Origin of the sequence: Acidobacterium capsulatum ATCC 51196 (assembly GCF_000022565.1) — a bacterium.
Taxonomy (GTDB): domain Bacteria; phylum Acidobacteriota; class Terriglobia; order Terriglobales; family Acidobacteriaceae; genus Acidobacterium; species Acidobacterium capsulatum.
This window is the reverse complement of record NC_012483.1, coordinates 734,115-759,564: the sequence shown is the minus strand read 5'-3', so window position 1 is coordinate 759,564 and position 25,450 is coordinate 734,115. Positions and strand designations below refer to the sequence as shown.

Below are 25,450 nucleotides of genomic sequence, written 5' to 3'. Positions count from 1 at the left end.
ATGATTTCACGCCGTACCTTGCACTCCCTCGCCATGCCGGCAATTCTGATGGCGGGCGCACTCACGCTGACCATCTCCGCGCAGGCCCAGGCCTCCATGCCGGCCGCGCCGTCTGCTTCCACGCCCAGCGCGCCCACTCCGGCCACTGAGGCGCAGTTGCCGCCCGTCAATCCCAAGAACTTCACCGCCGCGCAGCCCACCAAAGCTGAGGTCGAGTCCTTCCTCAAGACCTCCTGGGGATACGACACCAACCGTTCCTATGAGGTCTACGGCATCCTCAAGACGCCCGCGCCCGGTGTCAGCAAGGTCATCATCTTCGTTGCGGAAAAGGGCCGCCCGCAGGTCGCCGGCCTCACCTTCTTCGTCACGCCCGACGGCCACTACCTCATCGCCAACGACTCCATCATCCCCTTCGGCCCGCATCCCTTCGCCGCCGCCCGCGCCACCCTCCAGCAGGACGCTACCGGCGCCTGGCAGGGAAGCGCCAGCAAGCAGCATGAGCTCGTCGAGTTCGCCGACTTCCAGTGCCCGCACTGCAAGGCCGCGCAGCCCACCGCCAAAAAGCTCGTCGCCGACTTTCCAAATGCGCGCTACGTCTATCAGCCTTTCCCGCTGGTCAACGTGCATCCTGAGGCCTTCAAGGCTGCGGATTACGGCAACTGCGTCACCAGGATCGGTGGCAACACCGCCTTCTTCAAGTTTGCTGACAGCGTCTTCGCCAACCAGAATGACCTCGTGAACGACGGTGGCACCAAGACCCTCGACGCGGCCGTCACCGCCGCCGGACTCGATCCCGCCAAGGTCGCCGCCTGCGCCGCCTCGCCCGCAGGCAAGGCCGCCGTCCAGGCCGACCTCAAGCTGGCCAACGAGCTCAACGTCAACGAGACCCCGACCCTCTTCGTCGATGGCCGCCCCGTCCCCATGACCGAGCTGCCCTACCCCGAACTCAAGAAGATCATCGAGTACCAGTTCAACCTCGACAGCAACACCACCTCGGCGAAGTAACCCCCACCTCCGCCAACAGCGATGCCCGGAATCCGCACGATTCCGGGCATTCCTTTGACTACCCCCCCATCCCCACCCCGTTGTCATACCGACCATGTGAAGAGAATTCTGGAAATTACTGACTGGGAGAGAGATAAAAACATGGATTTTGGCTGTGCAGGAACTGTGCAGGAGAATTGTGTGGCATCTTCAAGTTGTTAGTGCAACAAAGCTGTAAAAGCTCAAGGAATTAGGGAAATGGGATCTCCAGGCGAAACGATTGAATTTACTTCCCGAGCAATTGTCTCTGCTTTCATTAGGTATAGAAAACGGAAGCCCATTTTCCCGGCGTCCCCTTGACATTCGACCCAAAGCAGTCCTATCTTGAATCGAATTTCGACTAGAGAATCCAGCCAGCACCTGATAGAGATGCAGATCTCCGCCTCTATTTAGATCTCGCTCGAGGCGCGCATGACCATTCGAGCATTGCGTCGCACAGCCTGTGGTGGATGACCATAAATTCGCAGGAACGCTCGGCGCATCCTCTCCGGATCGCTGAACCCGACTTGCTCGGCGATCATTTCAACGGGTTCACTTGTCTGTTCGACCAGTGAATGTGCAACTTCGGCCCGAATTCGTTCGACCGCCTTTGAAGGCGTCTCGCCAGTCTCTGCTTTGAAGATTCTTCCAAATTGACGGACGCTTAGGTGCGCAACTCCCGCCAATTCTTCCATGGACAGACTATTCGATAGATTTTCACGGATGTGCCCGATAATCTGCTGCATTCGCTCGGTTGCTGGAGACATATCGGCCAGAGCTGAGAACTGTGTCTGTCCACCTGGGCGACGGTGATAGATCACCAGGTCCTGGGCGACCGCCTTCGACAGGGATATGCCGTGGTCCTCTTGAATCAGCGCAAGCGCTAAGTCCATCCCTGCTGCGATTCCTGCTGAGGTCCACGTGTTGCCGTCCTTTACAAAAATTGCATCGCCGTTAACCTTCGTCTGCGGAAATTCCTTTTCTAGAAGGTGCGCATATCGCCAGTGCGTGGTCGCTCGCTTTCCTCTTAACAGGCCCGCTTGAGCAAGTAGGAAAGCTCCTGTGCATACGCTTGCAATTCGGCGCGCGAGTTTCGATTGAGCGAGCAGTGATCGAAGAATGAAAGGATCGAATTCATTGGGCAACTTACCTCCGACCACAATAAGCGTGTCTAGTTTACGTCGTCCTATCCGCAATGTATCGATGCCAAGGCCCACACTGTTCCTCACAACGCCTCCCTCGGCGGAGAAGATATGAATTTGATAGAGTTCCTCTCCCGCTAGAAGGTTCGCGTCCTCAAAGACGCACAGAGGGCCAGATAGGTCGAGCATTTGGTGGCCAGGGTAAACAAAGAATCCAATGCGTCTAGACATATGCGCCAACGACTGACTCAAGGATGAGCATTGTAAGGACGAGAATACCCATTTTCCCAAGAGACGTAAATGTCATAGACCCCTCTTATCACGCCATTGTGGAATGAATCGTTCGGCGATCGCTCGCTTGCACTAGCCCCAAGCAGTATTATGACTTGTTTTAAGGGATAAACGACCTTTACGCCATTCTGCTCGTCTTCCATAATCTGCATGAAAGATCAAGTCGCGGCGCATGTGCAGACAGGATTGTGCTTTCGCCGCTAGCACTGATCGATTACGAGGCAATAAAGGAGAACAAGATGAGACTTAAGAACAAATCAGCTTTGATTACGGGCGGCACCAGCGGTATTGGCCTTGCAACCGCGAAGCTCTTCGTTGCAGAAGGCGCTCGCGTGGCGGTGACTGGTCGCGATGAATCTGTATTTGACCGCGTGAGGGCCGAACTCGGCAAGGACGCGCTTATTCTGAAGGGCGACGTCCGATCGATCGAAGACATGCGAGCAATTGCGGCTACAGTGAAGGAAAACTTCGGTGGCTTGGATGTTGTGTTTGCCAACGCGGGGCGAGCATTTCCATCTCCACTCAACGACATTAGCGAAGAACTTTATTGCGAAATCATGGATATCAACGTCAAGGGTGTGGTATTCACGCTTCAGGCGGTGCTCCCAGACCTGCGCGAGGGCTCCTCTTTCATCCTGAATACATCGTTTGTCGCGCAGACTGGCGAGCATGGCATCTCGTTGACCGCAGCAGCAAAAGCTGCTGTGCGATCGCTTGCCCGCAGTTGGTCGTACGAGTTTCTCGACCGGAAGATTCGGTTTAATGCCATCGCTCCAGGTGCAATGAACACGCCTCTGATAAGTAAGTGGGGCTTGCCTGACGAGGCCGTTCGCAACATCAAGCAGGAGCTTGCTAAAAAGATTCCGGTAGGACACATGGGCAAAGCTGAGGATGTCGCCTACGCGGCGCTCTATTTGGCCAGCGATGAATCCTCTTACGTCGTCGGCACTGAGCTCGTTGTTGATGGCGGAGCCTCGCAGCTTTGAGATTTCAATATTGAGTTTCAGGGTCCTCTGTGCGCATCACTTTCTGCGCCATGGGTACTCGTCAATCTGATCAACTGGCTGCGCTTGCAAAGGTGGTCAAAACTCAGGAAGGAATGAGCGTGACAAACAATCTTGAAGGCAACGCCTCCAACGGACACCCGACCAGCGCGGGCCATTTACGCCGCGAAGCTCTGCGGTCCAGAAGCGTCGCCCCACTCCACATCGTCATTGCCATTTATCCCGGTGGGACACTACTGGACTTTGCCGGTCCCAGCGAGGTTTTTCATCGGCTACCAAACACAATCATTCGCTTTGCAAGTCGCGAAGGTGGTCCGGTGACTCTTGAATACGGTGTCGTGTTTGGCAGAACCGACCGGCTGGCAGAGATAGAGAAGACGGATCTGCTTCTGGTTCCAGGTGCTCCGGACATGACAGCAGCGATGACGCCAGAGTTTCTGGCTCAGATCCGGCGTCTGGCTGAAAGCGCCAAGCATGTTACGTCAGTCTGCACGGGATCGCTCGCGCTTGCGGCTGCGGGCATTCTGAAGGGAAAGCGGAGTGCCTGCCACTGGGCCCTCGTCAACAAGCTGGCTGAATATGGCGCTATCCCGGTAGCGGATCGCTTTGCGGAGGACGACAACGGCAGGTTCATGAGCGGCGGTGGCGTAACCTCAGGCATCGACTTTGCGCTTCGCGTTGCTGAAAAGCTGAAAGGACGAGCGAGCGCTGAATTCGCGCAACTCATCATCGAATATGATCCTGCCCCGCCGTTTCATTCCGGCCATCCCCGGAATGCATCTCCCGAGGTAATCGCAATGGTTGAAAATCTATTGCCCGGCGCAACCAAAGGACTCGCAAGCATCCCAGGCGTTCGCTGAAACGCTCGCTGGTCTTCATCGAGGTCATGCAACTGGCCTTGATGAAGACCGCGATCGATATCTTCTACCCATCTCGGCTTTCTTTATGGAACGGCCTAAGTCCTTCCATGTCCAGAAGCCAGCAACGGGTCGGAATTTGCTTTTCACATGCGCGTTGAAACACGGCATATAGATGCGGCACTTTTCCTGGCGAAGGCGGGGGTAGCACCCACTAGGGGCTTGGCTCCCTTAGGAAGGGTGCAGCGTACAAGGAGCTAAGTCAATGACTTGGGGCCTGTACGAATGGTCCAAAGCATTTGTGCATATTCCAGCGAATCTCTCTCTGCCCTGTTCCTTTGGAACAAAGACGCGACAGCTGAGTTTGAGCCATTGATCACCGCTTACCCCTGGCAAGCGAACGGATGGTCCCCCGCATCGGCATCTTCGCCGGGGCCAGCTCTCCGTGCGTGTCTCTGGAAAGATGCGTAATGCCGAAGCAGGAGCGGCATCCCACCTCGATCAAGAGCGAAGTTCCGTCCTCAAACTCAATCGTCAGGTATCCATCCCGGGCCTGCGGATAGGGCTCCTCCAGGCACAACCGGCGGATTCGCTTGCCGACAACCTCCTCCACAGCCAGAATGGCACGCTTTGCTTTACTCATCGCCTTCTGCTCCTTCCTGATCGAGCCACGGCGGCAGCGGCCCCGCCATTTCGGTGGCTCGCTTAAAAAGATCGTAGATGGGCACTCCCAGTGCACAGGCAATCCGGTCGATCCTGCGAATCGAGTACGCCGTAGTGAGCTGGTTGGCCTCCAGCTTCTTGAGCCACCGGACCGACATGACGGCAGCCTTCGCGAGCTCGCCTTGAGTCAACCCGTTGGCCGTCCGAAACTCCTGCACCGCCAAGCCGAGACAGCGGTCCAGCTCCTGGTTGTAGCGGTCCGCTGTTTCCTTGTCCCAATTTGCCCGCTCTTTCATGGAGTCATCTCCTCCGGGGAGGCCGTCCCCGAGTTGCATCTTTCGCCGTGAGTTCGTGAAATTGCTGCTGACCGAAGAACCTCAACCCGGCGTAGAGGTTCTTCACCGCTCTGGCGTCCTTCTTGAACGGCACCAGCTTGCCCGAGAGATTGATCCGCTCGCTTCTGGCCCATGCATAAGCAGCGGCCACCATCAGTTGCCGTGCGCGTTCGCCGCTGATTCCGCGCATCGCTCCAATGTCCCGCGCGGACATGCCGCCGTGAACCGAATCGACCAGCATCTCGTATGCCCGAACGAATCTGGCGCGGTTTTCGGGAGTGTCCCTTCGTCTGCGGTTGTCAGCGTTTGCGCCAAGCCACAGAGGTGGAGGCGTTACAGGGAGCCGGTCCGCATACCTGGCCCGAATCACGGCCATAGGAGAGGGATTCGAAGGAACGCCGCGATTTGCCCCGGGCGAAAATTGCTGCCACTGCCCGTAGACTTTTCTCGCCATCCAACTCACCGCATCCCTATCCGGAGCGCGCAAACCGAGCGAGGCGGCCCATGCCCGCGCCAGAATCTGCGCGTCTACGCCCAGCGCTTTCGCTACCGCCCGGATGTCGTCGTCGTTGAGAAAGGTCTTTCCGGCGATATAGCGCGCCAGACAGCGTTCGGTAACGTCGCCTAACCGGCTGCTCAGCTCTTCGTGCGAAATGTCTCCGCGCAACATTTCGATCTGAGCGAGCAGATGATGACGAAAGTCCCATTTCATGGCAGACCTCGGAGAGAGAGAACTGTTTGAAAACAGGGATTTGCATGGGCGCACAGAAGTGCGTCGTCGCGGCTATAGTGGAACCGTGACCTGAACTCTTAGAAAGAGTATCTAAACATATTGTCAATGTCAACTAGTTTAATTGGAGAATCGCCCGGCGATTGGATCAGTGCGTCTGAAGCTGCCCGTCTGCGTGGTGTATCGAGACAGGCAATAGGAAGCCTAGTGCGCCGTGGCCGCCTGCGTACTTTGGAGTTTGGGGGAAAGAAATTCGTCAGCCGAAAGGATGTGGAGGCGTATGTTCCCGATCCTGGTGGCAGGCCACCCAAGAAGAAAGCGTCCCCAAAGAAAAAGGCCGGATCAAAGAAAAAAAACGATTAAACCGTTCGAATGGATTAGTCGGATGCTGCGGAACAGGTTGAGTTAGAGGCTATGCTCCATGCCTGAGCCATGCAACTCACTGAGCGCAACGCGCACACTCTCCCGATGCGCCTCTCTTACGCGCTCATCGCCGCCCACAAGGGCCGTGAGAGAAACAGACTTTGGCGCGGAGAACGTAGCATCCCAACCGGCGCGGTGTTCTACGCTGGTCACTTCCTTGCCGAATTTTCCTTCATAGGTTTTAGAAACCTGATGGCGAACAAGCTGCGCTTCCGTGTGCGGATGCTGCCCTTCGGTCAGCCGCGCAAAGTGCTCATTGCCAACCGCACCTTCCAAGCCCCACTGCTCCGCCAGCTTGCCTTGCCATTCACTATGCCCCTGCTGGTCGCGGCTCCAATAGTTCTGCCGCTCCGACGCAAATTCCCGCTGATAGTACGCCCGTACCTGCGAAGCTGACAGCGGCTTGGAGATCGTCAACATAGAGAGATTCTAGAAGCGGTCTCATAAATATCTGAGCATCATGTGGAGGCATGCGAGTTGAGCCATTCCGAGGTAATTTTCGATGTGGTACTCCCATCGGTTTACGAGCCTTCGGAAGTTGTGCATCCATGCGAAGAGCCTTTCGACCTTCCATCGCTTCCTGTAGCGGCGCAAGGGGCGGCCATCCTGTGTTTTGGAGCGGTTGCGACGGTTCGGTGCAATCATTTCGATTCCATAGTCTTCGGCCAGTTTTCTGTCCAGTCCGTCCGAGTCATAGGCCTTGTCGCCGATCAACCTGGCGGGAAGTTCGTCGAGGAAGCTGGCGGCAAGGGCATCTTCGACGAGATGGCACTCTGCCGGCGAAGCGCTTTCCACAGTAACGGCGAGTGGAAGACTGTTATCAGCGGCGATAGCGACGATCTTCGTGCCCTTCCCGCGGCGGGTCGGGCCGATGGCGAAGCCCCTTTTTTGGCGCTCGCGAAGGTTGCATCCACGAACGCTTCCTCCAGGTTGAGCTTGCCCTGCTCGTGCAGCAATCGCGCCAGCAGCCTCAGCGCTTCCACCAGCTTGCCATCGCGGATCCACTGCTGGAAACGGCGGTGGCAGGTTTGGTATGGCGGATACTTCTCCGGCAACTCACGCCACTGCGCCCCGGTTCCCAAGACCCACAACACACCATTCAGCACGGCCCGCGTGTCGTGCCAGGGACGGCCCCGCCGCACACCTGCCGAAGCAGGCCGCAACACCGGCTCTACCAACAACCACTGTTCTTCGGTTAACTCCCAGCGTCCTGCCATCCAAGCCGCGCGGAGACATCAGAGCAATTCCAGAATGCAACAAATCTCAACCCAAGGGAATTATGAGACTGATTCTAGCCCTCCAACACGCGGCGTCTTCAATAAACTTGTGGAGTATCCATACTTCTCAACTCCTCCAGTACAAATAGACAAGTTGAATCTCGTCTGGCTGCGTAAAACTAGCCAACGCTTTATCTGATTGACTGTCCTGCGCACCGTGATTTCCAATTACGCCGCGAGAGCCGATATTGTCGAGAATGATCAAAAGTCGAGGGATCACCTATTTTGCAGTATTAACACTGCTTTTTGGATGTATATCCGTTGTGGCGCTGCGCGGCAATATGCCACTTGCAAGCGGACTATTCACTCTTGCTTACCTGGCAGACGCGGCCGTTGAGTCCTGGATTGCTTTCACACGCGTGCGTAGTTCTTCGCACCTCAAGACACATTGGGCTCTCCTGGCCGCTGCGACCGGTGCGAATCTTGTGGTGGCGATTGTGGCACTACTAGTGAGATCAGCGGTTTTCATTACTTTTACCTCGTTTTTTATTTTTTGCACGTACATTCCGTTATTTCTGTTGATATCGTTGCCTGCGGGCCGCCGCTACTTTCACCAGTTCTTCTGGATTGATCTTGGACAGGTAATCATGGCCATGTATGTAGGCTATGCAATCCTCTTTCAGGCTCGTCCGTTTACGCATGACACTCCAATCGGGATTACCGGCATAGCACTATTTCACCTTTTCCTTGTCGCCGATCTCATTACGATCGCGGGAGCACTTCTGCATCTTTTTGCGGCCGTAAATAAAGACGAGATGCACTTTTTTCGTCTGATCTTTTTTGTAATCACGCTGGGAACGGCAGGATCATATCTTCACAACGTGCTCTTGTTGCGCAACCCGAAGGAGACATTAACCGGGATACCGGTCCTACTGGCAGGGTTTGTTAGCATTCTGCTGATTCTGCAATCTCCAGAAGAGACGATTGGTGAACTGCCGACACAAAGGAAAGGACTCATGGCTGACCTGGTCAATATCGCAAGTCCAGCTCTTCCTTCTGCGGTGTTATTGACGCTCGGCATCATAGTCGAGACCCGATATCAGAGTCTTGGACGCACAGCTATTATTACGGCATTCGTTCTCTTCGTCGTTCGAGCCACCTTTTATCACCGGAGCTTTGAGGCATTGCATCGAGACCTTGAAGGTGCGCGTGCGGAGCTCGAGCATCTCTCCTATACCGATGGCCTGACTGGCGTAGTAAACAGGCGGGCGCTGGAGAAAGCCCTCTGCTCCGAATGGGAACACTGCATACGTTCAGGCTCCCCGCTTTCGTTCATCCTCATTGATGTGGATTTTTTTAAACAAGCCAATGACCGGCATGGTCATCAGGCCGGGGACGAGTACCTAATTGCCATAGCAGAAGCATTGCGCGCATCACTGCATCGCAGCATTGATATAATCGGGCGCTACGGAGGGGACGAGTTCGCGGCGATTCTGCCAAGCACCGATGCTGGTGCAGCAGAGATTGTTGCGGAGAGAATGTGTCATGGCGTCCGTCAACTTCGTATTGAAAACAGCGCGACTACGACAGGCTTTGCCACAATTAGTATGGGCATCGCCACGTGCCTCACATTCATGGAACCGACCCCCGCGTTGTTGCTCCATACTGCCGATGCGGCTCTATACGATGCAAAGCGATCTGGGCGCAATTGTTGGCGATCACGCAGTCTGGCGTTAGGAGGTAACTCAGGGTCGGACGAGAAATCTGGCCTCCAAAGGGTGTAGCGCTTGGATCGATCATTTTATGTCAACGCACTCAGTGACCCAGCTTAGCTACATGGCAATGAGTAGGTGGAAATGGGCTTATCTTCATTCACGCTCTTTGGATTCATCCCACACAAACGCCTCTTTCGCTTTGTCCGGTTGGCCTGCGGACACATCGAAAAGTGGGAGCGTGGCCTGCGCTGCTGCTGGCGTCCTGGGTTGCTCTGCGCGAGCTGTGGTCTTCGGCGGTGACGACCTGGGCGCAATCTCCGTCAGCTTGCGTTCAATAAACTCCGGCTGTCCGCCGTGTTTCCTTGCGAACCGAAAGTGAACCGGAACAGCTTTGTTTTCCTGCTTGATGAAGCCGTGCAACGGCTCCAGGCCGGAGATTTCCGAAGCCATCACAAGCGGCTTGGTCGCAATCTCCATCGCATAGGATTTCCTACTTCCTAGCAGCCCCATGCTGCGCGATTCCTTCAATCGTTCCACTTCAATTTCCCCGATGGTGTCGGAAATCCACTTCGCGGCGCGTGGCTCCGTGGTTTTGAAAAACAGCTTGGTTGCGGGCTGCGAAAGCATGGCCTCGGCGTCTTTCCCATAGCGTTTTTCAAGCTGGCTGCGTCCCTGAAAACCCAACAAACCGGATTGCCGTATTTGCGGTTTTCCGTAACGGCTGTGTGAAGCTGCGGCAGTTTATTAAGGCTTGCCAGCTCGTCCAGAACAAACCATACAGGCTTTGCCATGAGGTCTTCGCAGTAGCCCATCATGCGGAGGATGAATAAATCGAGCCACACGGAATGCAACGGCAGAATCTTCGCACGATAGGCGGGAGTGGAAGTCAGAAACACCCAACGCTTACGCGTCGTGTACCACTTCGCTGTCGCAAAGGTTGGCCTCGTGTGCTCCCACTCTGGCAATAGTTCAAAGCTGTCGGCCACCATGTTTAAGCTCGCCAGCACACCCGCCCGCTGCGCCGGTGCTCCCGCATCGAGCAGCGCTGCAAGCGGCGTTCCTTTCACCTTTGCCTCCATCCATGATGGATCGGCCATCATCTTCAGAATGTCCCGGGGCTGTGGCTGCTGCTTGAGCAAGTGGGCCAGTATCCGGCGCGGCCCATCGGTGAAAAACTCCTTCTCGTACTCCTTTTCCGGCAGGAACGCAGCGGCGATGGTCGTCGCTGTTTCGTCTCGGTCGATCTCCTCGCCCAGACTCCAATAAGGACAACGCTGGTCCAGCGGATTGAGAATCAGATCGCCCCGTGCGGGCGAGTAGAACTCGCTCACAAAGTCCATTGCCGGGTCATAAACGATGGCGGTCTCTCCGCGCTTCCGCACCTGACGAAGTAGCTGCCGGATGGCGTTCGATTTGCCTGAACCGGTGTCGCCCATCATCAGAATGTGGCTGGCCTCAAGACGCTTCGGAATCCGGTAGCTTGGACCAAACGGCAACCACTGCAAACGCGAATTCTCGAAGCGTAGGCGGAAGCGAATGCCGTTCGTCTTCGCGCTGCGCCCCCCGAAAGCCGAGGCCAACTCTGGGCCTTTGGTGCGTCGCCCATGCCGCTGCTCATGCTTCCAACTGGTGCGAAGTCTATGACCAAAGAAGAGCCACAGGGCATACAAAAACAAGACTGCCAGCGTCAGGTAGAGGATAGGTCGAAGAAAGATCAGCCATGCGCTGTCGTTGTCATAAATCGTGGACGCCAGATATGCTCGCAACGCCTTCGCACGAACCTTCTCGGGCGGCGTAATAATGACACCGCGCCAACCTTCGGCAAGGGCTTTTGGACTCAGTGCGAGACCCTGACTGCCACTCGCCCCTTTCACCGCATCTTCCGGTAACAGTGGCTCTGGCTTTCTGCCCGGAGCCGTCTTTTCGGCGTAGCGCACGGTAGTCAGGGCACCGGGATAGATGCTCAACGTGGAACTGGCAGCGTAGGTTCCGAGGTAGAAATTCTGGACTGGGTTCATCGTCCAGCCGAGCCAGAGCATGGCCGGTACGATCACCACAAATGGCCCCAGAACGAAGAGCAAAATCAGCCACAAGAGCCATCTGCCCCGGCTGGGAAAATGAAGAGGACGGCTCACTGCTTGTCCCCGTCCGGCCCCTCCTGGGACAGAAATTCCGCCAGCAATTTCCGGGCATCCGCCAGCTTCCGCGCATTGGCCTGGTCTCGAATTCTGACCACCGAATCGGGCAGCAAATACTTGCCCTCGGCGTTCGCCTGAGCCGTCGCATGAAAGAGATTCAGGAGCATGTATCGCAGCGCCGCGACCTCGGCCAGCAGGAACTCGGCAGGGTCTGCCGGACGCTCCCGCGCGGCTTTTAGGGCCAGCTCGCGCAGCCATTCGGCCACGGTTTTTCCTGCACTTTCGGCGGCGGTTTCCACCTCCACCAGTTCTTCCAGCGTGACCCTGGTTGCGATGGTTTTGGCACGAAGAACCGGTCGCGCTTCACCCTTCGGTGAGTCTGGAGACGGCAATGGATTCGGGATGCGGGGAGTGTTCATGGGGGAACCCGCCTCGCAACCAGCTTGCACTTAGCAATTTTTCCCGTCAAGCTCCGATGTATGAAAATCCTTGATTATCAGTGCGTTTACGCGCCGCGCTCTTCGGAGCACTCTGCGCGTTTACGTACGTAAACGCTGGACCCCCCGCCGGACGGATGGTTTATCAAACCATTGATTCAAAGTACGTTAACGCTGGATAACCGGACACACGTCACGTTTACCAATCGCAACCCATTTTGGGGGTGACGTGTCGTAGCGTCAATCCCGTGCGCAAGCACGGAACCGGCAAGGTGTAGCGAATGCAAGAGTCGTACGGTGAGGGCCTAGCCAGCCACACCGGCTCCGAGTCTTGCGGATGTGGCCGTAAGGCCATGTACGAAGCGTAGACAGGAGGAACTACAGGCCAGGCTATTGAGCCGCGAAATATCCCTAACTTCAGGACGCCGACGCCTTGACACAACGCGGAAGGCAACATCCTGACAAGCAGTATGGCGAGCTTGGCAGGAGTCCTGCGCGGTCTATGACCCTGGCATGTAGGGACACACTTTGCACGGAAATTGAGAGATCCCGGGTTCACCTGAGAGCGGCCAGCGTTCTCGGGACGCATCGGGAAGTCTAAGGACAGGAGCCGATGATGAACGAACACGGGAAGTCGGACAGACTCATAGTACCGGGGAAGTCTCCGAACAAAGCCAGAGTATCGGTGGCGGAGGAGATGGAGGGAAGGGGTCTGACCAAGGGGAATCTGGGCCAACAAAACGCGCCCCGGACTCAGAGCCGGATCAAGGGGGTCCCCGGCGACAGGTCTTCGTCGCTGGGGTCTCTCAGCGCGCCAAGTGAGTTGGAACAGATACGACAAACGGCAAAATCGAACAAGGATGCAAGGTTCACTGCTCTGATGCATCATGTCTACCGGATCGACACCCTGCGGTTCGCCTACTTGCAGTTGAAGAGGCACGCTGCGGCGGGTGTGGACGGGGAGACATGGCGGCACTACGGCGAGGCTCTTGAGGAGAATCTCCAGAATCTCTCCCATAGACTGAAGCGCGGGGCATACCGGGCCAAGCCGGTGCGTAGGGTGTACATCCCGAAGGCGGATGGGCGGCAGCGACCGCTCGGCGTCCCGGCGCTCGAAGACAAGCTCGTTCAGAGAGCGACGGTGGAGGTACTGAATCAAATCTACGAAACCGACTTCCTCGGCTTCTCTTATGGGTTCCGTCCAAAGCGGCACCAGCATAAAGCGCTGGATGCGTTGTGGTGTGGACTCCATGAGCGACGTGTGAACTGGGTGCTGGACCTGGACGTGCGCAGCTTCTTCGACAGGCTGTCGCATGAATGGCTGGTCCGGTTCCTCCAGCATCGGATAGCGGACCGGCGCGTTGTGCGTCTCATCCAGAAATGGCTGAACGCGGGCGTGCTGGAAAAGGGCAAGCGAACCTTCGTGGAAGCAGGCTCGCCACAGGGCGGAAGTGCATCGCCCCTGTTGGCGAATATCTACCTCCACTACGTCTTCGATCTCTGGGTTCAGGCATGGCGTAAGAAGCGTGCGCACGGCGATGTAATCGTGGTGCGTTATGCGGACACATCGTGGTTGGGTTCGAGTACAAAGACGAGGCCGAACGGTTCTGGTTGGAACTGAAAGAACGAATGGAGAAGTTCCAACTGGAGCTGCACCCGGAGAAGACGCGGCTGATCGAGTTCGGACGCCATGCGGCGAAGAACCGAAAGCGCGCCGGTCTGGGCAAGCCGGAGACCTTCGACTTCCTCGGCTTCACGCATATCTGCGGGAAGACAAAGAAGGGAAGGTTCATGGTGCTTCGGCAGACGATTCGCAAGCGCATGCAGGCCAAGCTGCAAGAGGTGAAGATCGGCTTGTGGCGGCGCATGCATGACCCTGTTCCGGAAGTCGGAAAGTGGTTGAAGTCCGTTGTGGGCGGGCATATCCGATACTTCGGAGTGCCGGGCAACCGGCATGCTCTGGCCCATTTTCGTTACACCGTGAGCAACCTCTGGCATCGCGCTCTGTGCAGGCGAAGCCAGCATGGTCGCGTCAAGTGGGAACGAATGAAACGGCTCATCCGCAAATGGCTTCCTCCGGCCCATATCTGCCGTCCTTATCCTTCGCGCCGTCTGCGCGTCACCACCTGAGGTAAGAGCCGTATGCGGGAAATCCGCCCGTACGGATCTGTGCGGGGGGTACGGCGTAAGCCGTATCCCTACCGCGACTACGTACATCCGGTGCGGAGCACCGCCACGGATCGCGATCACATACTAGACGTAGAACTTCAGGGGCTGTTTGTCTGCGTCGCGTGCCGAACCCATCGTCAGCACATCGCCCACCTTGCTCGCAAAGCGGATCGTGACGGGCAATCCGTCATTGTAGTTGCAGGCGTTGTAGTTGATCTTGGTAAGGCCCATGATGTCAGCAAGAACGGTGCGAATGTTAGGTCGCCGACCCGTACTACGCAGAACGGTTATCAAAAGCGGGTTTGGCGTCTCAGGCCCAATATAGGTGTCCAGCCGTGGCACAAATCCATTCGTCCACAGCAAGGCGTTTCGGTGATCAAGAATGATGGCCGTTCCCCTCATTACCGGATAATCACCATCACGGAACAGCTTGGATTCCCCTTTGGTTTCCTTGATGCGGACGCCGACAAGATTGGTGCCCTTCGGCGTGGCCTTTTTGAAGGCTTTCCATTCATCCTCGTTGAAGGTTGTGCACCCGTGGATGAAAAATTCCTTTGGTGGCACACCGTGCTTCTCCTCGAAGGTTTTGAGCACTTTGGCAATCAGGCTTTGCGCCTCTTTGGGTTGAAGGTGGAATTCAAAGTCGTCGGTTTTCCACGGGCCATTTGCGCCCCTGAAAACAACGGCGTCGCTCTCATTAAGAAACATCTGCGCCGCACAGCAGGCATGTTCCTTTGGATCATTCGGAATCATCTTGAAAACAAGTCCGATGTAACAAACGCCCGGCCTGACATGCGCGAGTTTCCACGGCGGCAAGGGTTGGGTTTTGTAGTAAAGTCCAGTTGCCAGATTCCACGCCACTGTCGCCGGATCCTGCAACCCACGCTTTGGATAGCCCGCGTTATTTAGGAATTTGTCGGGTGCCAACGTCGTTTCGCGGATGAGTTGCGAAGTGCGACCTAGCTTGAGCAGACGCGCTTTCACCTGGCGGTGAAAATCTGGCACGTCGTCAAAGATGTCCTCGCCGCTCTGGTCGATCACATCCTTGAACAACGGAAGATCAATTCTTTCTTTCTGGCTCTTGGCGAATTCGCCTTTTGTCAGGCCAAGGCCGGTGCGCCGCGATAGCGGCTTGCAACGCTCGAAGATGATTTCGGGGAGAATGAACATCCAAACGTCTACCGTCTTTTCTTCATTGTTGTCATAGCGTTCAATTTCTCCCACATAGAGGTCCACCGCTTTGCGTACCGCTTCATGCTGGTTCACCGTACGGGTGGCGTCGTCGAGTACCGTGTAATCGACAGTACGCTGAACAAAGTCTCCCGGGCTGACCATGATGCCAAACGCTTCTTCCAACCCAGGAAAATTCGAGAGGTGCAATCTGTTTTCTTTGTCGGTTTTCTTTCGCGGCGGGACGGGAACAAAGCCGCCAGCCGCAATCGCCCACGTCCGAAAATACGAGAGTCCGTCTTTCGTTCCAATGACTCCAACGGAAACTTCGCGCGTGCGTGTTGGGCCAGAGTGCGGCCCGTAGAGAAACAGTCCATCTTTCGGGTGGTCGCAAGTTTGCCCGTGGCCGAAAGACAACTCCGGTTCCTCAATGTGGATAGTCTTGAGGGATTTCTTCGACAGGTCCATCACTCCTCGTCCTCCGGGTTGAACAATCCGAGCGTGGAATCGTCGGTTTCCTCTGCATCATCTTCCATCGTGTCCGGCAGGGTCGTTGTCACCGGCGACGTGAACGGCATTGATCGTGAATCAAGCGTGATCGCGCAAGCCTCAGCGAGTGGCACGGTGATGCACGGCTCTTCGCCCGAAAGCAATTCAAGATAAGCCATGAGGCGACCATGCCATTGTTTGTTGCGCCAGCCTTTGCAGATGGTCCGCCGTAAGTGATGCTGTGCATCACTGTCGCCGATGACGGCTCCAGCTTTACCAGAGGTCAGATCGGAGAACAGCACGCGGGCTTTGAGTCTGAAATGCAGGTACGGCCAGAAGTTCGGTGTTGCCGAAACGCCGTACTGCCAGACCTTGCCTCCGGCGGCGTTACGCAGCATGGAGGACCGGCGCTTGCCCTGACGCCCCCAGGAAATTCTCTTGCCCAACGGCGTCAGCGCCTCACCTACGTGAAAGGCCGTCTGCGTGGCAAATAGATACTCGTATAGCCCCTTTGACCGGCAGAAGTTCTCCCATGCGCGGCGGAACATGGAATACACAAGATTCTTTGCTTCCCGTGGCTCTATATCCGGCGATTTGCCGCCGCTCTCAATGAAGTCAAGCACCTTGAATTCGGACTGAATTTCAAACGGAGCAACATCGGCAAAGTCGCGTGCGACTTCCTCCGGTAATGCGAATGAAAAGAAGCCGCGATGGTAGGCTTCGGTGGGAACCGTGTTTTCACGGCACGCTTTTTCCATCAATTCAAAATTGATTGGCCCCGGTGGATAGTAGTAGCGGATGGTGTCCGGCAGACTGGCAATTCGGAGCCAGTTGGAGGTAAGGACTTCGGGCTTTTTATCAACTTTGGTCGCAAGCCGCTTGCGGTAGTTCTCCCAGTTCGGATTGATCGCTGGCGTCGTCGCGCGCGGCACATTCTGGTTTTCGAGCGTTTCCAGAAGATCATGCAAGCCCCCGGCCCAACTTCCCAGAAAATCGACCCATTGAAGATCGCTGATGCCGAACAGCTTTTTGAAGACCTCAAGACGAAGCGGAATGATGAAGCGCTTGTCGCCGATTTGTTTCCCAACATCCGTAGCAATACTGATTTCTTCCTGGACCCCAATTTTTTCGAGCGTGGCGTCCCGGCAGCACAGGAGCATTTTCACGGCCTTGTTTTGCAAGTTGCCGGTAATTTCTCTGCGCCAGCGGTCTCCACCTTCCAAGGAGAGAATGTCCGCAAAAACGGTGTACCCTGCGGCCTCAAGGCGCGGGGCTAACCACAGCACAAATTCATCGTCCTCTGGCGTGGCCTTGCTGATGAACACGATGCTTCGTGTCTCGGCCCTTGCCGCTTCAGTCGCGTTGTGCGTGGTGGGCATAATTACTGAGCCGTCCACTTGAACGCCTTGTCGAGAATGGCGGGGAGCATGGCGTCCAACGCGGTGGTGGTTTCGGATTGAAGAGTCTTCACGACATCAACCTTCCTCTGCAAGGCCTCTAGTTCGGCAGTGACCTGCCCGCTCTTTGGGACTACTCAGGGCCTTCCGCCTTTTCTTTTGCAAGGCTGATCGCACCGAGAACGACTGGCTCTCCCTCTGGAACTTTCAACTTTGGAATATAACCCGGAAAATGGACATTCTCGCAGGGGCCAATCGGCGCTCGTGCGAAGAAGACTTCACCTCGCTTCTCCAAATGCTTCGAAGAAGCTGCGAGTTCACTCAAATTAACGCCCTCGGTTTCAATGACTCTCCATTGCCCGTTGATTGATGCATCAAATCGCTGATAGAGTTCCGGATCTCGGACAAATCTGCGGCATTCCTCAAGACCCCGGACTCGCCCGTCTCGCATCAGGCGCAGACTCTGTCCCAGGACGTCTTTGGTTATCGTCTGTCCTTCTGGCAGGATGGATGCAAGTCGCAGAGCAATCTCGTGCAGTTCGTCCCATCGCACGATTGCAAACTTGGCAAGAAGATTTTCTTCAGGAATCCGCTTAGGTGGTTCTGCCCCGCCAGCATTCTCGGTCTTTGAGAGTTCGCTATAACATTCTTCCTGCGGGAAGGACTTCTCAACTAGCGCTTGATTCAGATCCGGAGAAAAGTCTGTTCTGATGGAATAGTCTTCTCTGAGAATCTGGAGTATCTTCTTCTTTTTCACTTCGAAGTCTGGTGGACTGAGAAATATCACGGCATCGAATCGCGAACTGCGTGTTATTGCAACATCAAAGGCCTCAATATGGTTCGTTGCAACGAAATATATTACTTTTCGCGCTTTCCACAATTCAGCGAGCCTTGGCAACATACTCGTAGTAAGGAATCGCCCAAATTGGTCAGGCTCAATATTCCGCTCACGCACCAGTTCGTCAATTTCATCGAATAAGATTACCGCATGATCTATCTCCATCAATTTCCCAAAAATCCCATCAGCGGTGTGTTGGACATTCGGTAGTCCTTCGGAAACAAAATGACTGGGATGAAGTTCGATGTATCTCCAACCGATCGCGTCAGCAATACCGCTAATAAGCGTGGTCTTGCCCGTTCCGGGTGGTCCAAACAAAATAACCGACCTGGCTGACCTTTTCTCAATCAGATACCTATCTGGATCAAGGGTGGATTCAGGCGCCAAGTCCGAGAGAGGATTTATGAACATCGAAGTCAGTATGTCCGGCAGGTCAGGTTGTGTCCATGTTCTAGATCGATCATTAAGCGTGTCCAGGGCTTCCTGCCGAGACATCGCACTTCGCTTATGATTCAAGCCGTCGAGGGCCGTTTCGCGGGTCCATATCCCGACTAAACGTCTAAGCATTTGAGCGTATGCGAAGACACTTGCCGTTGCCCAGCTTTCGATCTCTGGTCTAATCCGATGGCCAGATGTCCAACCATAACTAATCCCTGGAACCCGTTTAAGAACTGTCGGAATTGTCGCCTTGATTGAGTCAGCATATTTCCAGAGAGAGATTAAGCCTGCCACATGTTCTTTGAGCGCGCTCCTCAAAAACTCAGCCTGCGGCTTTAAAGATTGCTCCAATAGAACGGTAAATGTTTCAAATACGAAGCAGTACGCATTACCTGCATTGGGATAGTGAAAGAGGGGAGCATAATGTCGCCAAGTTCCGACCGGCTCTTGAGTAGCAAACAAGCATTTCAGGGCTTCTCTAATAATGTCCTGGAGGGCGAGATCGGATTGGTAATTCGCTGGCTCTCTTATCAGAATCGCGAGGGCCCATGCGAGCTGATCAGAGTCCAGCTTGGAGGATTTCGCAGTGTGCAACGCAATCTGTAAGCCCAACTGCTGGCGTGCCCATAAGTGAAATATCGGGACTTTGGCGTTTAGATAGTGATATTCATCGCAAGCTTTGGCTTCGCCCTTAAAGCGATTCTCCAGCGCCGCCAGAAGCTCCAATGTCCAATAGGTATGGTAGGCATTGGGTTCATACCATCCGTCGATTACTTTTTCTCGATCTGTTCCCGCAAGATCTTCGCCCTTATTGTCGACAGGAGGCGCGGCTTCTCCGATCGCACATCGGATCGGCTGTTCATCCAACTGGAATTTAATACGTTTCAGATGTATGGGTATGTTCGGATGCCAATTTTCCAGCTGCGACAGCACAAAAGGTAGGCCCCGACAAGTACAGTAAACCTCCGCCTTACCATCCGACTTCCATTTCTCATTGACATCTTGCTGTATAGCCTGGCAAGCAAACTCGGTCATCAACTCCTTGAAATTCCGACCGTCAAAAGTGCTGTCTTTCTCAAAGCATAGTTCGAGTGATGAAAAGCACGTGGCGGAACTCGTGATATGACGAAATTGCTTGACTTCATCTTCAGCATGCAGTGCAAACACGCCGGTCTCTTTACGAAAGAACGGAGCTAATCCAGCAACGTGAAACGTGCAGAATTCCCGTAAGAGATTACGATAATGCGCGAGATACTCAAAGGTTGCAGGAACTAACTCGCGGCTCTTCAATGATAACGGCCCTTTCTTCCACAACTTAACCCATTGTGGCTAAGAACTTTGTTATGTTTAGAGTTTCCTTATCTCGGACCACGTCTGCAAGATCAATTCCAAGAACATTAGCCATATGCACCACGTAAAGAAATACGTCGGCCAGTTCGTGCGATTCACTTACAGCTTCATACGAAGCATGCCTCACAAGCTTCTCGCGCTTGCGAACAGCACGAGCAAGCTCGCCCACTTCTTCGACCATGAGTAGTAGGCACTCCTTAGGTCCTTCTTTTGAATATCCTCGTTGGATAGCAGCCCGCCGGTAGTATTCCTGGAATGCTTTTAGTGCAGGGGCAGGAGGAGGAGCATTGTGAAGATGTGTCGAAAGAATGTCGCTTGGCGATCCCACAAGCTGCACGAAAGAGCGAAACACTGGCTCATTGGGCAACTCCATGGCAAAAACAGGCACACCGGCTGCGTGTGCGAATCCAATTTCTAGTGCGGACGTTGGTCCAACATAACCGTTTGGAGCATGAAGCCAAACAAAATTTGACTTCTGGATTGCACTCAGATGCCTCTCTTCAATCCTGGTCGGCGTTTCCTGTTCTTCTCCCTTCATGTACACAAAACCATCGTCCTCGCTAACGATTGTCACACTGCTGGGAGACAGGACGTCGCAACCCAAGTCACGGAATTCCTCGTACGTACGTTTTAAGGTTTCGAAATCTTTTCGGTACGTGCCGGAAATTACTAGTTCGCAATTTAACGAAGATGGAAGTGGCCGAAAGGGCTGCAGGGCGGATTGAGGACGCGCCAACATGGTCGAGCCCGTCTCAACGTCGGGCTTTTGAGCCAAGGGTGCGTCCGGGAAGAAGAGAAGCTTTTGGCCTTCGCTATTTTTGCGCTTCGACATGGGAATCAACAATGAGTAATGATAGGAATATAGAGGTGCCGCCTCAAATGATTTTTAGAGTTTCGGCACCCCTTTTCCACACCGCTCGTCATTTTTGCGAGGAAGTCATGTTGAAAATTAGGTCGAAATTGAGGATGGGCGAAAATTGGAGGCATGCAACGAGGCCATGGCGGCATCTCTTATCCCTCCCTAATCCATTTTAGGGCAGATGCCACGCAGTCCTCTACGGACTGTCCACCATCGAGCACCAAACTTGCAATTTCACGAATGATCGTTCCTACTTGTTGCTCAGAAGAATGAGCATCTGCGGACCTAAGGCTCGCAAGTTGATTCTCATCGCGAATCCCGATTCGCTTCAATCTGGTCAGTTCGTCGATATCGATATATGCAATCCGCAATTCTGCCGGCGCAACTAGCTGGTTCAGTAGTGGAATGGTTTCATGATGCCTCAGCCCATCGATGATTATGGATTCACCTTGAGTCCAACCAGAGTATTCAAGCATGTTCCTGCAAAATTCGAATCTATTCGCTTCTAGATGCTTTGTGCCGATTTGTTGAAGGTTTTCTCGTGTTGCATCCAGGCCTTGACTGGCCACTACATGGCGAACGTAGTCTCCAAAGCTGGCACGTTTGCACTGCAACACCCGTGCCGCTGCAGTGCTAATTGTGGTTTTCCCACTTCCAATCTTCCCGGCAAAAGCGACAGCGAAAATCATTTCCATTTCCCAGTCACAGAATTACAGAAGCTCATTCATCTAATAAAGGCTGGTCACATCTGAGCTTCCCAAAACTACCGTTAGGCATGAGGAACTGACGGCTACTCTTACCTGATAATCAGATCGATCATAATTGAAAAGTTGTAATAGATGTCCCACTTGTTCTTCGCGAGTTCAGTCATGGTTACCGAAGATCAGCATAAGCATCCCGGCCCTGCTCAGAGCTGAGCAGGGCCGTTGATCGCCTGAGCGATATTGATTGTAAGCGCTGCGTGGATGCCGCTGACAGCGGCATCCACGGCGTTTTCGGTCGTCTCGTTCTCTTCCTCAAACGTGTTGCCGAGAATCAGGTCCACGGCTCTCTGCGCGTTCGCGGCAGCATGAACGATGAGGCGGTTATCCTCTTCCAGCTTTTCAATCCAGTTCTGGATGTATGCAGTGGTGTTACGGTCGGTACGCTCGTTGGCGATACCGGCGATAGCGCAAAGAAAAGCGGCTCCCATCTCGGCAACCAATTCTTCCTTGCTGTAAAGCTCATCTCCGAAACGGTCGCCAAAGGTGCGGTTGAGGCGGCTTTTATGTCCGGTGCTGTGAATCAGCTCATGGAATAAGGTGCTGTAATAGTGGGGCGCATCCACAAAGCGGCTACGGGCGGGCATGTGGACGGAATCGGTAGACGGTCGATAATAAGCGCGATACTCGGTGGGGCTGTTGCGATGAAGCGCGGGACGGCTCTCCCATTCACCAATGATGCTTTCGCAGATTTCGTCCTCGTCGATCTCCGGCGCGATGCCGGGCTGCGAGATTTCAGGAAGCGTGAGGCCGTCGCACTGCTCCACGTTGAAAACCGTGTAGTGGCAAAGAACGAACGGCACACGCTCATCTTCGCCCGTTGCTTCCTCGTCCTTCTTTGCGTATTCGGGAAGCTGTTTATAGAAGACAATCTGAGTTCCGTGCTCGCCTTTGCGGACGTTGCCTTTCAATGCCTGCGCCTGCTTGAACGTAAGCCAGAATGGGGAACTGTATTCGCTCGACCAAAGCAACAGAACATTGATGCCACGGTAGGGCTTGCCGGTATAGAAGTTACGCGGGAATGGACCGCCTGCAAAGCGCGGCGTCTTCCACGGTTTTTCCCACGGAATCACGCCAGCTTTAAGGCTGGAAATGATGCGTTCGGTGACGGTCTGGTAGATGCTGGGCCTGCTGGCCGTATTGCGATGATTGCGGTATGCCATGACGTTTCGCTCTCCTGTGCTGCCCGCGTGGGGCGGAATCTGAAGGAGGGCATTTCGCCTTTGGCTCTCAACCAAATTTCTTTTATTGAGTGCCCCCGCTTCATGTCTTTGCGGCGGGCAGGGGCGAGGCGGGTTCAGTCAATGCCGCGCGTTTTTCTGCGCGTTCATCGAAGCGCCAGCGAAGAGCATTGACGGGTTCCGACCGGCTCTGCCATAAAGCCGCATGAAGCGGGGCACTGGATGAAAGAAGAGATTTAGGTCTACTTCCGTACGGCTTTCAGGGACGGGCGTTGCGGGGCAGGAACAGGCCCCGCTTGGATGGGAAGCGGAAAACGCGTAGCGGTCGCAGCGGGGGAGGAGACTTCCTCCCTTCCAGCAACATACGTCTGAAATTGAATGCTTAAAGTTGCGCTCGGAGATAAAGAGAGTATGCTCGGTTGCACATACAAAGGACGGCTAGTAGACGATGCCTGAGTGCATCTGCCCCGAAGAACGCATGATTGACCGACTTGAGATTTCAGGATGCGCCAGCTACGGAGATGCCATCGAGATGATGGATGAGTTGCGTGAGATCAACTTTGTGTATGGTCCGAACGGAGCCGGGAAGACTACGGTATCGCGGCTGATTGCGGATGGCAGCCCGTTTTCAAAATGCGCGGTTCATTGGCAACGCGGCACGAAGCTGGACACCTTCGTGTACAACCGCGATTTTGTTGCCAAGAACTTCAACCAGCCGGGAGAGCTGAAAGGTATCTTCACCCTGGGTCAAAAAGACATAGAGACCCAAAACAAGATCGCGCAGGCAAAACTTGACTCAGCGGACTTTACCCGGAAAATCGAAAATCTCACACACACGTTACAAGGTGACGATGGCACACGCGGCAAGCGAGGGGAACTCACACAACTAGAAGCTAATTTCCGGGATGCGTGCTGGGAGGTTAAGAAACGTCACGACACAAAGCTACAAGGGGCACTCACGGGCTACCGTGGAGACAAGCTGAAGTTTAAGAATCGGCTTATTACGGAATGCCAAAAGAAAGCGCCTGCGCCTCTGCCTACTCAATCTGATCTTGAGGCGCGCTCGGCCTCTCTGTTTGAAACAACTCCGACCGTCGAATCGCTACTAACGACCATTAACGACGCTCAATTTCTCGCGTGGGAGAGCGATCCTATTCTCGCCAAGCGAGTCATCGGAAAATCGGATGTCGACATTGCAGCTATGATCCTGCGGCTAGGCAACAGCGATTGGGTCAAACAAGGCATCGCTTATTACGGTGTAAATGATGGGGATTGCCCTTTCTGTCAGCAGAAAGCGCCGCAAAGCCTCGCCGCCAGCCTAGAGCAATACTTCGACGAAACTTTTGCTCAAGACACTTCCGCCATCGCCGTTCTGAAAGACGGGTACTTGCTGGCAGGAGAACGCATCAGCCAAATGGTCGATGCGGTAGTGGCTACGGCATCCCGGTTCCTCGATGCCGATGCGTTGAAAACAGAGAAACAAGTCTTCGATGCCCGATTCCAGACAAATCGGCAACGACTGGATCAGAAGGCCAAAGAGCCGAGTCAATCCATCACTCTGGAACCGCTCAAAGATATTCTCCAGAAGATGAAAGACCTGATTGAGACGGCAAATCGCTCGATCCGCGACCACAATGCAATGGTGGCAAATCTTGAATCTGCTCAAACACAACTCATCACGGATGTATGGGCCTTTTTAGCTCATAGCGAGATAACCGCCGAGTTTGCGAAATATCAACGCGATAAGAAAAGCGTGGACACCGCCATCAGTTCCCTTGAGCAGCAGATAGAAAAAGCAACGTTCGACCGGAAAGCGAAGGACGCTGAGATACGGAACCTGGAGAAGCAAACCACCAGTGTCCGGCCAACCGTCGATGAAATTAACAAGCTCCTGAACGCATTCGGCTTTAGAAGTTTTTCTCTGGAGGCGACTAACACCAATCTTTATAGGCTACGCAGGCCCGACGGAAGCGATGCAAAAGAGACCTTGAGCGAAGGCGAGCGCAGCTTCATCACGTTTCTGTATTTCTATCACTTGTTGAAAGGGAGCGAATCGTCGTCGGGCGTCACCACGGATAGGGTGGTTGTCTTTGATGACCCGGTATCCAGCTTGGACAGCGATGTTCTTTTTATCGTCGGAAGCCTGATTCGTCAGATCCTCGAAGAGGTGCGCGCCAATCGCAGCCATATCAAACAGGTATTTATCCTTACCCACAACGTCTACTTTCACAAAGAAATTACTTTCCATAAAGACCGCTCTGCGGGGCAGGCGTTCAAAGAAGAGACATTCTGGATCATACGGAAGGTCGACGGGAAGTCGAAGATTCTGAAGTATACGATCAATCCGATCAAAACGTCCTACGATTTACTTTGGTCTGAAGTCCGCAACGGTAGCCCACAAGCACCGGGAGTCCAGAATGCAATGCGGCGCATTTTGGAACATTACTTCCGCATCCTTGGCGGAATTGGGTATGACGAAATCCTTGATCTGTTCGACGGCGAGGAAAAGTTGATCTGCAAAGCTCTCTTTAGCTGGGTGAATGATGGCTCACATTCCATACCGGACGATATATTCACGACGCTTGACGATAGTGCCGTCCAGAAACAACGGGAAGTATTCAAAAACATCTTCGTCAGGACGAATCACCTCAATCACTACAACATGATGATGGGAGAACCCTTTGTCATCGAATCAAAACGCACTGGTTGATCCGGCCGCAGTAACGAAGGCTGTACTCACCTCTCATGGGGACTGGTGTCTGGTGAAGGCGGAGAGCATCTAACCCTTTGAGTAATGATTTGCTTCCATCGACCAAACAGCAT

General features: G+C 54.4%; 20 protein-coding genes and 2 pseudogenes. 8 read left to right on the top strand and 14 right to left on the bottom strand.

Annotated elements, in window-relative coordinates; genetic code table 11:
- On the top strand, positions 1-1,005 hold the full coding sequence (locus ACP_RS03220) for a thioredoxin domain-containing protein (RefSeq protein WP_015895846.1): 1,005 nt from the start codon (positions 1-3) through the stop codon (positions 1,003-1,005).
- A 428-nt stretch (positions 1,006-1,433) separates the two neighbouring features.
- Here the strand turns inward: ACP_RS03220 and ACP_RS03215 are convergent, their stop codons facing one another.
- Positions 1,434-2,396: a GlxA family transcriptional regulator gene (locus ACP_RS03215; RefSeq protein ID WP_015895845.1), complete on the bottom strand. Its 963-nt coding sequence runs from the start codon at positions 2,394-2,396 to the stop codon at positions 1,434-1,436.
- 299 nt (positions 2,397-2,695) lie between these two features.
- Here ACP_RS03215 and ACP_RS03210 point away from each other — a divergent pair, with 299 nt between their 5' ends.
- Positions 2,696-3,442, top strand: a complete 747-nt coding sequence (locus ACP_RS03210) for an SDR family oxidoreductase (protein ID WP_015895844.1) — start codon at positions 2,696-2,698, stop codon at positions 3,440-3,442.
- Positions 3,443-3,555: 113 nt separating this feature from the next.
- Positions 3,556-4,320, top strand: a complete 765-nt coding sequence (locus ACP_RS03205) for a DJ-1/PfpI family protein (protein WP_015895843.1) — start codon at positions 3,556-3,558, stop codon at positions 4,318-4,320.
- Between the two features lie 373 nt (positions 4,321-4,693).
- On the opposite strand, the gene ACP_RS03200 is transcribed toward ACP_RS03205, so the two are convergent.
- From ACP_RS03200 to ACP_RS03190, 3 genes are read right to left on the bottom strand one after another with little or no spacing between them, the layout of a single operon-like run.
- Entirely contained in the window at positions 4,694-4,960 is a 267-nt protein-coding gene (locus tag ACP_RS03200; protein WP_015895842.1) for a hypothetical protein, read from the bottom strand.
- Positions 4,953-5,276 carry a helix-turn-helix domain-containing protein gene (locus ACP_RS03195; protein ID WP_015895841.1) on the bottom strand — a complete coding sequence of 108 codons (324 nt, stop codon included), beginning with the start codon at positions 5,274-5,276 and terminating at the stop codon, positions 4,953-4,955. Before ACP_RS03195 ends, ACP_RS03200 begins: the two co-directional genes overlap by 8 nt.
- A gap of 4 nt (positions 5,277-5,280) precedes the next feature.
- Complete coding sequence (locus ACP_RS03190) at positions 5,281-6,027, bottom strand: helix-turn-helix domain-containing protein (protein ID WP_041839233.1); 747 nt, start codon at positions 6,025-6,027, stop codon at positions 5,281-5,283.
- A 126-nt stretch (positions 6,028-6,153) separates the two neighbouring features.
- On the opposite strand from ACP_RS03190, the gene ACP_RS18785 reads away from it, so the two are divergent.
- The gene (locus ACP_RS18785) at positions 6,154-6,408 is read left to right on the top strand and encodes a helix-turn-helix domain-containing protein (RefSeq protein ID WP_148215003.1); all 255 of its coding nucleotides are present in this window, start codon (positions 6,154-6,156) and stop codon (positions 6,406-6,408) included.
- Positions 6,409-6,480: 72 nt separating this feature from the next.
- On the opposite strand, the pseudogene ACP_RS03185 reads toward ACP_RS18785, so the two are convergent.
- Together ACP_RS03185 and ACP_RS17615 are read right to left on the bottom strand one after the other, a co-directional pair.
- Positions 6,481-6,888, bottom strand: a pseudogene (locus tag ACP_RS03185) (relaxase domain-containing protein); the annotation flags it as partial.
- 21 nt (positions 6,889-6,909) lie between these two features.
- Positions 6,910-7,685 (bottom strand): IS5 family transposase gene (locus ACP_RS17615; RefSeq protein WP_085947570.1). Its coding sequence is split into 2 segments (ribosomal slippage): positions 6,910-7,331 and positions 7,331-7,685, totalling 777 coding nucleotides; the frame shifts between segments, so codons are not numbered across the junction.
- A 257-nt stretch (positions 7,686-7,942) separates the two neighbouring features.
- Between ACP_RS17615 and ACP_RS17140 the strand changes: the two genes are divergently transcribed.
- A complete protein-coding gene (locus ACP_RS17140; protein ID WP_015895838.1) occupies positions 7,943-9,469 on the top strand; it encodes a GGDEF domain-containing protein in 1,527 nt (508 codons plus the stop codon).
- Between the two features lie 84 nt (positions 9,470-9,553).
- On the opposite strand, the pseudogene ACP_RS18540 reads toward ACP_RS17140, so the two are convergent.
- Positions 9,554-11,418: pseudogene (locus ACP_RS18540) on the bottom strand (type IV secretion system DNA-binding domain-containing protein).
- Between the two features lie 113 nt (positions 11,419-11,531).
- Complete coding sequence (locus ACP_RS03160; protein WP_015895836.1) at positions 11,532-11,957, bottom strand: plasmid mobilization protein; 426 nt, start codon at positions 11,955-11,957, stop codon at positions 11,532-11,534.
- An 898-nt stretch (positions 11,958-12,855) separates the two neighbouring features.
- On the opposite strand from ACP_RS03160, the gene ACP_RS18460 reads away from it, so the two are divergent.
- Together ACP_RS18460 and ACP_RS18455 are read left to right on the top strand one after the other, a co-directional pair.
- Positions 12,856-13,596, top strand: coding sequence for a reverse transcriptase domain-containing protein (locus tag ACP_RS18460; protein ID WP_202944466.1), 741 nt, complete (start codon positions 12,856-12,858; stop codon positions 13,594-13,596).
- An 8-nt stretch (positions 13,597-13,604) separates the two neighbouring features.
- Positions 13,605-14,105 (top strand): RNA-dependent RNA polymerase family protein, encoded by a 501-nt coding sequence (locus ACP_RS18455; RefSeq protein WP_202944467.1) that lies wholly within the window; start codon positions 13,605-13,607, stop codon positions 14,103-14,105.
- Positions 14,106-14,228: 123 nt separating this feature from the next.
- Here the strand turns inward: ACP_RS18455 and ACP_RS03150 are convergent, their stop codons facing one another.
- The 6 genes from ACP_RS03150 to ACP_RS03125 all read right to left on the bottom strand — a co-directional run bounded on the left by ACP_RS03150 (position 14,229) and on the right by ACP_RS03125 (position 22,609).
- Positions 14,229-15,782 (bottom strand): argonaute/piwi family protein, encoded by a 1,554-nt coding sequence (locus ACP_RS03150; protein WP_015895835.1) that lies wholly within the window; start codon positions 15,780-15,782, stop codon positions 14,229-14,231.
- Complete coding sequence (locus ACP_RS03145) at positions 15,782-17,182, bottom strand: toll/interleukin-1 receptor domain-containing protein (protein ID WP_015895834.1); 1,401 nt, start codon at positions 17,180-17,182, stop codon at positions 15,782-15,784. The genes ACP_RS03150 and ACP_RS03145 overlap by 1 nt, the downstream gene beginning before the upstream one ends.
- Positions 17,183-17,333: 151 nt before the next feature.
- Positions 17,334-19,766: an AAA family ATPase gene (locus ACP_RS03140; protein WP_041839232.1), complete on the bottom strand. Its 2,433-nt coding sequence runs from the start codon at positions 19,764-19,766 to the stop codon at positions 17,334-17,336.
- 25 nt (positions 19,767-19,791) lie between these two features.
- A complete protein-coding gene (locus ACP_RS17130) occupies positions 19,792-20,658 on the bottom strand; it encodes a MazG nucleotide pyrophosphohydrolase domain-containing protein (protein ID WP_015895831.1) in 867 nt (288 codons plus the stop codon).
- A 179-nt stretch (positions 20,659-20,837) separates the two neighbouring features.
- A complete protein-coding gene (locus tag ACP_RS03130; protein WP_169305902.1) occupies positions 20,838-21,374 on the bottom strand; it encodes an AAA family ATPase in 537 nt (178 codons plus the stop codon).
- Between the two features lie 218 nt (positions 21,375-21,592).
- The gene (locus ACP_RS03125; protein ID WP_015895830.1) at positions 21,593-22,609 is read right to left on the bottom strand and encodes an ArdC family protein; all 1,017 of its coding nucleotides are present in this window, start codon (positions 22,607-22,609) and stop codon (positions 21,593-21,595) included.
- A 496-nt stretch (positions 22,610-23,105) separates the two neighbouring features.
- Here ACP_RS03125 and ACP_RS03120 point away from each other — a divergent pair, with 496 nt between their 5' ends.
- A complete protein-coding gene (locus ACP_RS03120) occupies positions 23,106-25,337 on the top strand; it encodes an ATP-binding protein (protein ID WP_015895829.1) in 2,232 nt (743 codons plus the stop codon).
- Positions 25,338-25,450 lie beyond the last annotated feature (113 nt).

Excerpts from the sequence above, each read along its gene's own strand:
- ACP_RS18455 (WP_202944467.1), top strand. The coding sequence starts at position 13,605 with ATGGAGAAGTTCCAACTGGAGCTGCACCCGGAGAAGACGCGGCTGATC.
- ACP_RS03210 (WP_015895844.1), top strand. The coding sequence starts at position 2,696 with ATGAGACTTAAGAACAAATCAGCTTTGATTACGGGCGGCACCAGCGGT.
- ACP_RS03120 (WP_015895829.1), top strand. The coding sequence starts at position 23,106 with ATGATTGACCGACTTGAGATTTCAGGATGCGCCAGCTACGGAGATGCC.
- ACP_RS18785 (WP_148215003.1), top strand. The coding sequence starts at position 6,154 with ATGTCAACTAGTTTAATTGGAGAATCGCCCGGCGATTGGATCAGTGCG.
- ACP_RS03215 (WP_015895845.1), bottom strand. The coding sequence starts at position 2,396 with ATGTCTAGACGCATTGGATTCTTTGTTTACCCTGGCCACCAAATGCTC.
- ACP_RS03200 (WP_015895842.1), bottom strand. The coding sequence starts at position 4,960 with ATGAGTAAAGCAAAGCGTGCCATTCTGGCTGTGGAGGAGGTTGTCGGC.
- ACP_RS03145 (WP_015895834.1), bottom strand. The coding sequence starts at position 17,182 with ATGCCCACCACGCACAACGCGACTGAAGCGGCAAGGGCCGAGACACGA.
- ACP_RS03205 (WP_015895843.1), top strand. The coding sequence starts at position 3,556 with ATGAGCGTGACAAACAATCTTGAAGGCAACGCCTCCAACGGACACCCG.
- ACP_RS03220 (WP_015895846.1), top strand. The coding sequence starts at position 1 with ATGATTTCACGCCGTACCTTGCACTCCCTCGCCATGCCGGCAATTCTG.
- ACP_RS18460 (WP_202944466.1), top strand. The coding sequence starts at position 12,856 with ATGCATCATGTCTACCGGATCGACACCCTGCGGTTCGCCTACTTGCAG.
- ACP_RS03195 (WP_015895841.1), bottom strand. The coding sequence starts at position 5,276 with ATGAAAGAGCGGGCAAATTGGGACAAGGAAACAGCGGACCGCTACAAC.
- ACP_RS17140 (WP_015895838.1), top strand. The coding sequence starts at position 7,943 with ATGATCAAAAGTCGAGGGATCACCTATTTTGCAGTATTAACACTGCTT.
- ACP_RS17130 (WP_015895831.1), bottom strand. The coding sequence starts at position 20,658 with ATGTCGAAGCGCAAAAATAGCGAAGGCCAAAAGCTTCTCTTCTTCCCG.
- ACP_RS03125 (WP_015895830.1), bottom strand. The coding sequence starts at position 22,609 with ATGGCATACCGCAATCATCGCAATACGGCCAGCAGGCCCAGCATCTAC.
- ACP_RS03160 (WP_015895836.1), bottom strand. The coding sequence starts at position 11,957 with ATGAACACTCCCCGCATCCCGAATCCATTGCCGTCTCCAGACTCACCG.
- ACP_RS03190 (WP_041839233.1), bottom strand. The coding sequence starts at position 6,027 with ATGAAATGGGACTTTCGTCATCATCTGCTCGCTCAGATCGAAATGTTG.
- ACP_RS03130 (WP_169305902.1), bottom strand. The coding sequence starts at position 21,374 with ATGATTTTCGCTGTCGCTTTTGCCGGGAAGATTGGAAGTGGGAAAACC.
- ACP_RS03150 (WP_015895835.1), bottom strand. The coding sequence starts at position 15,782 with ATGGACCTGTCGAAGAAATCCCTCAAGACTATCCACATTGAGGAACCG.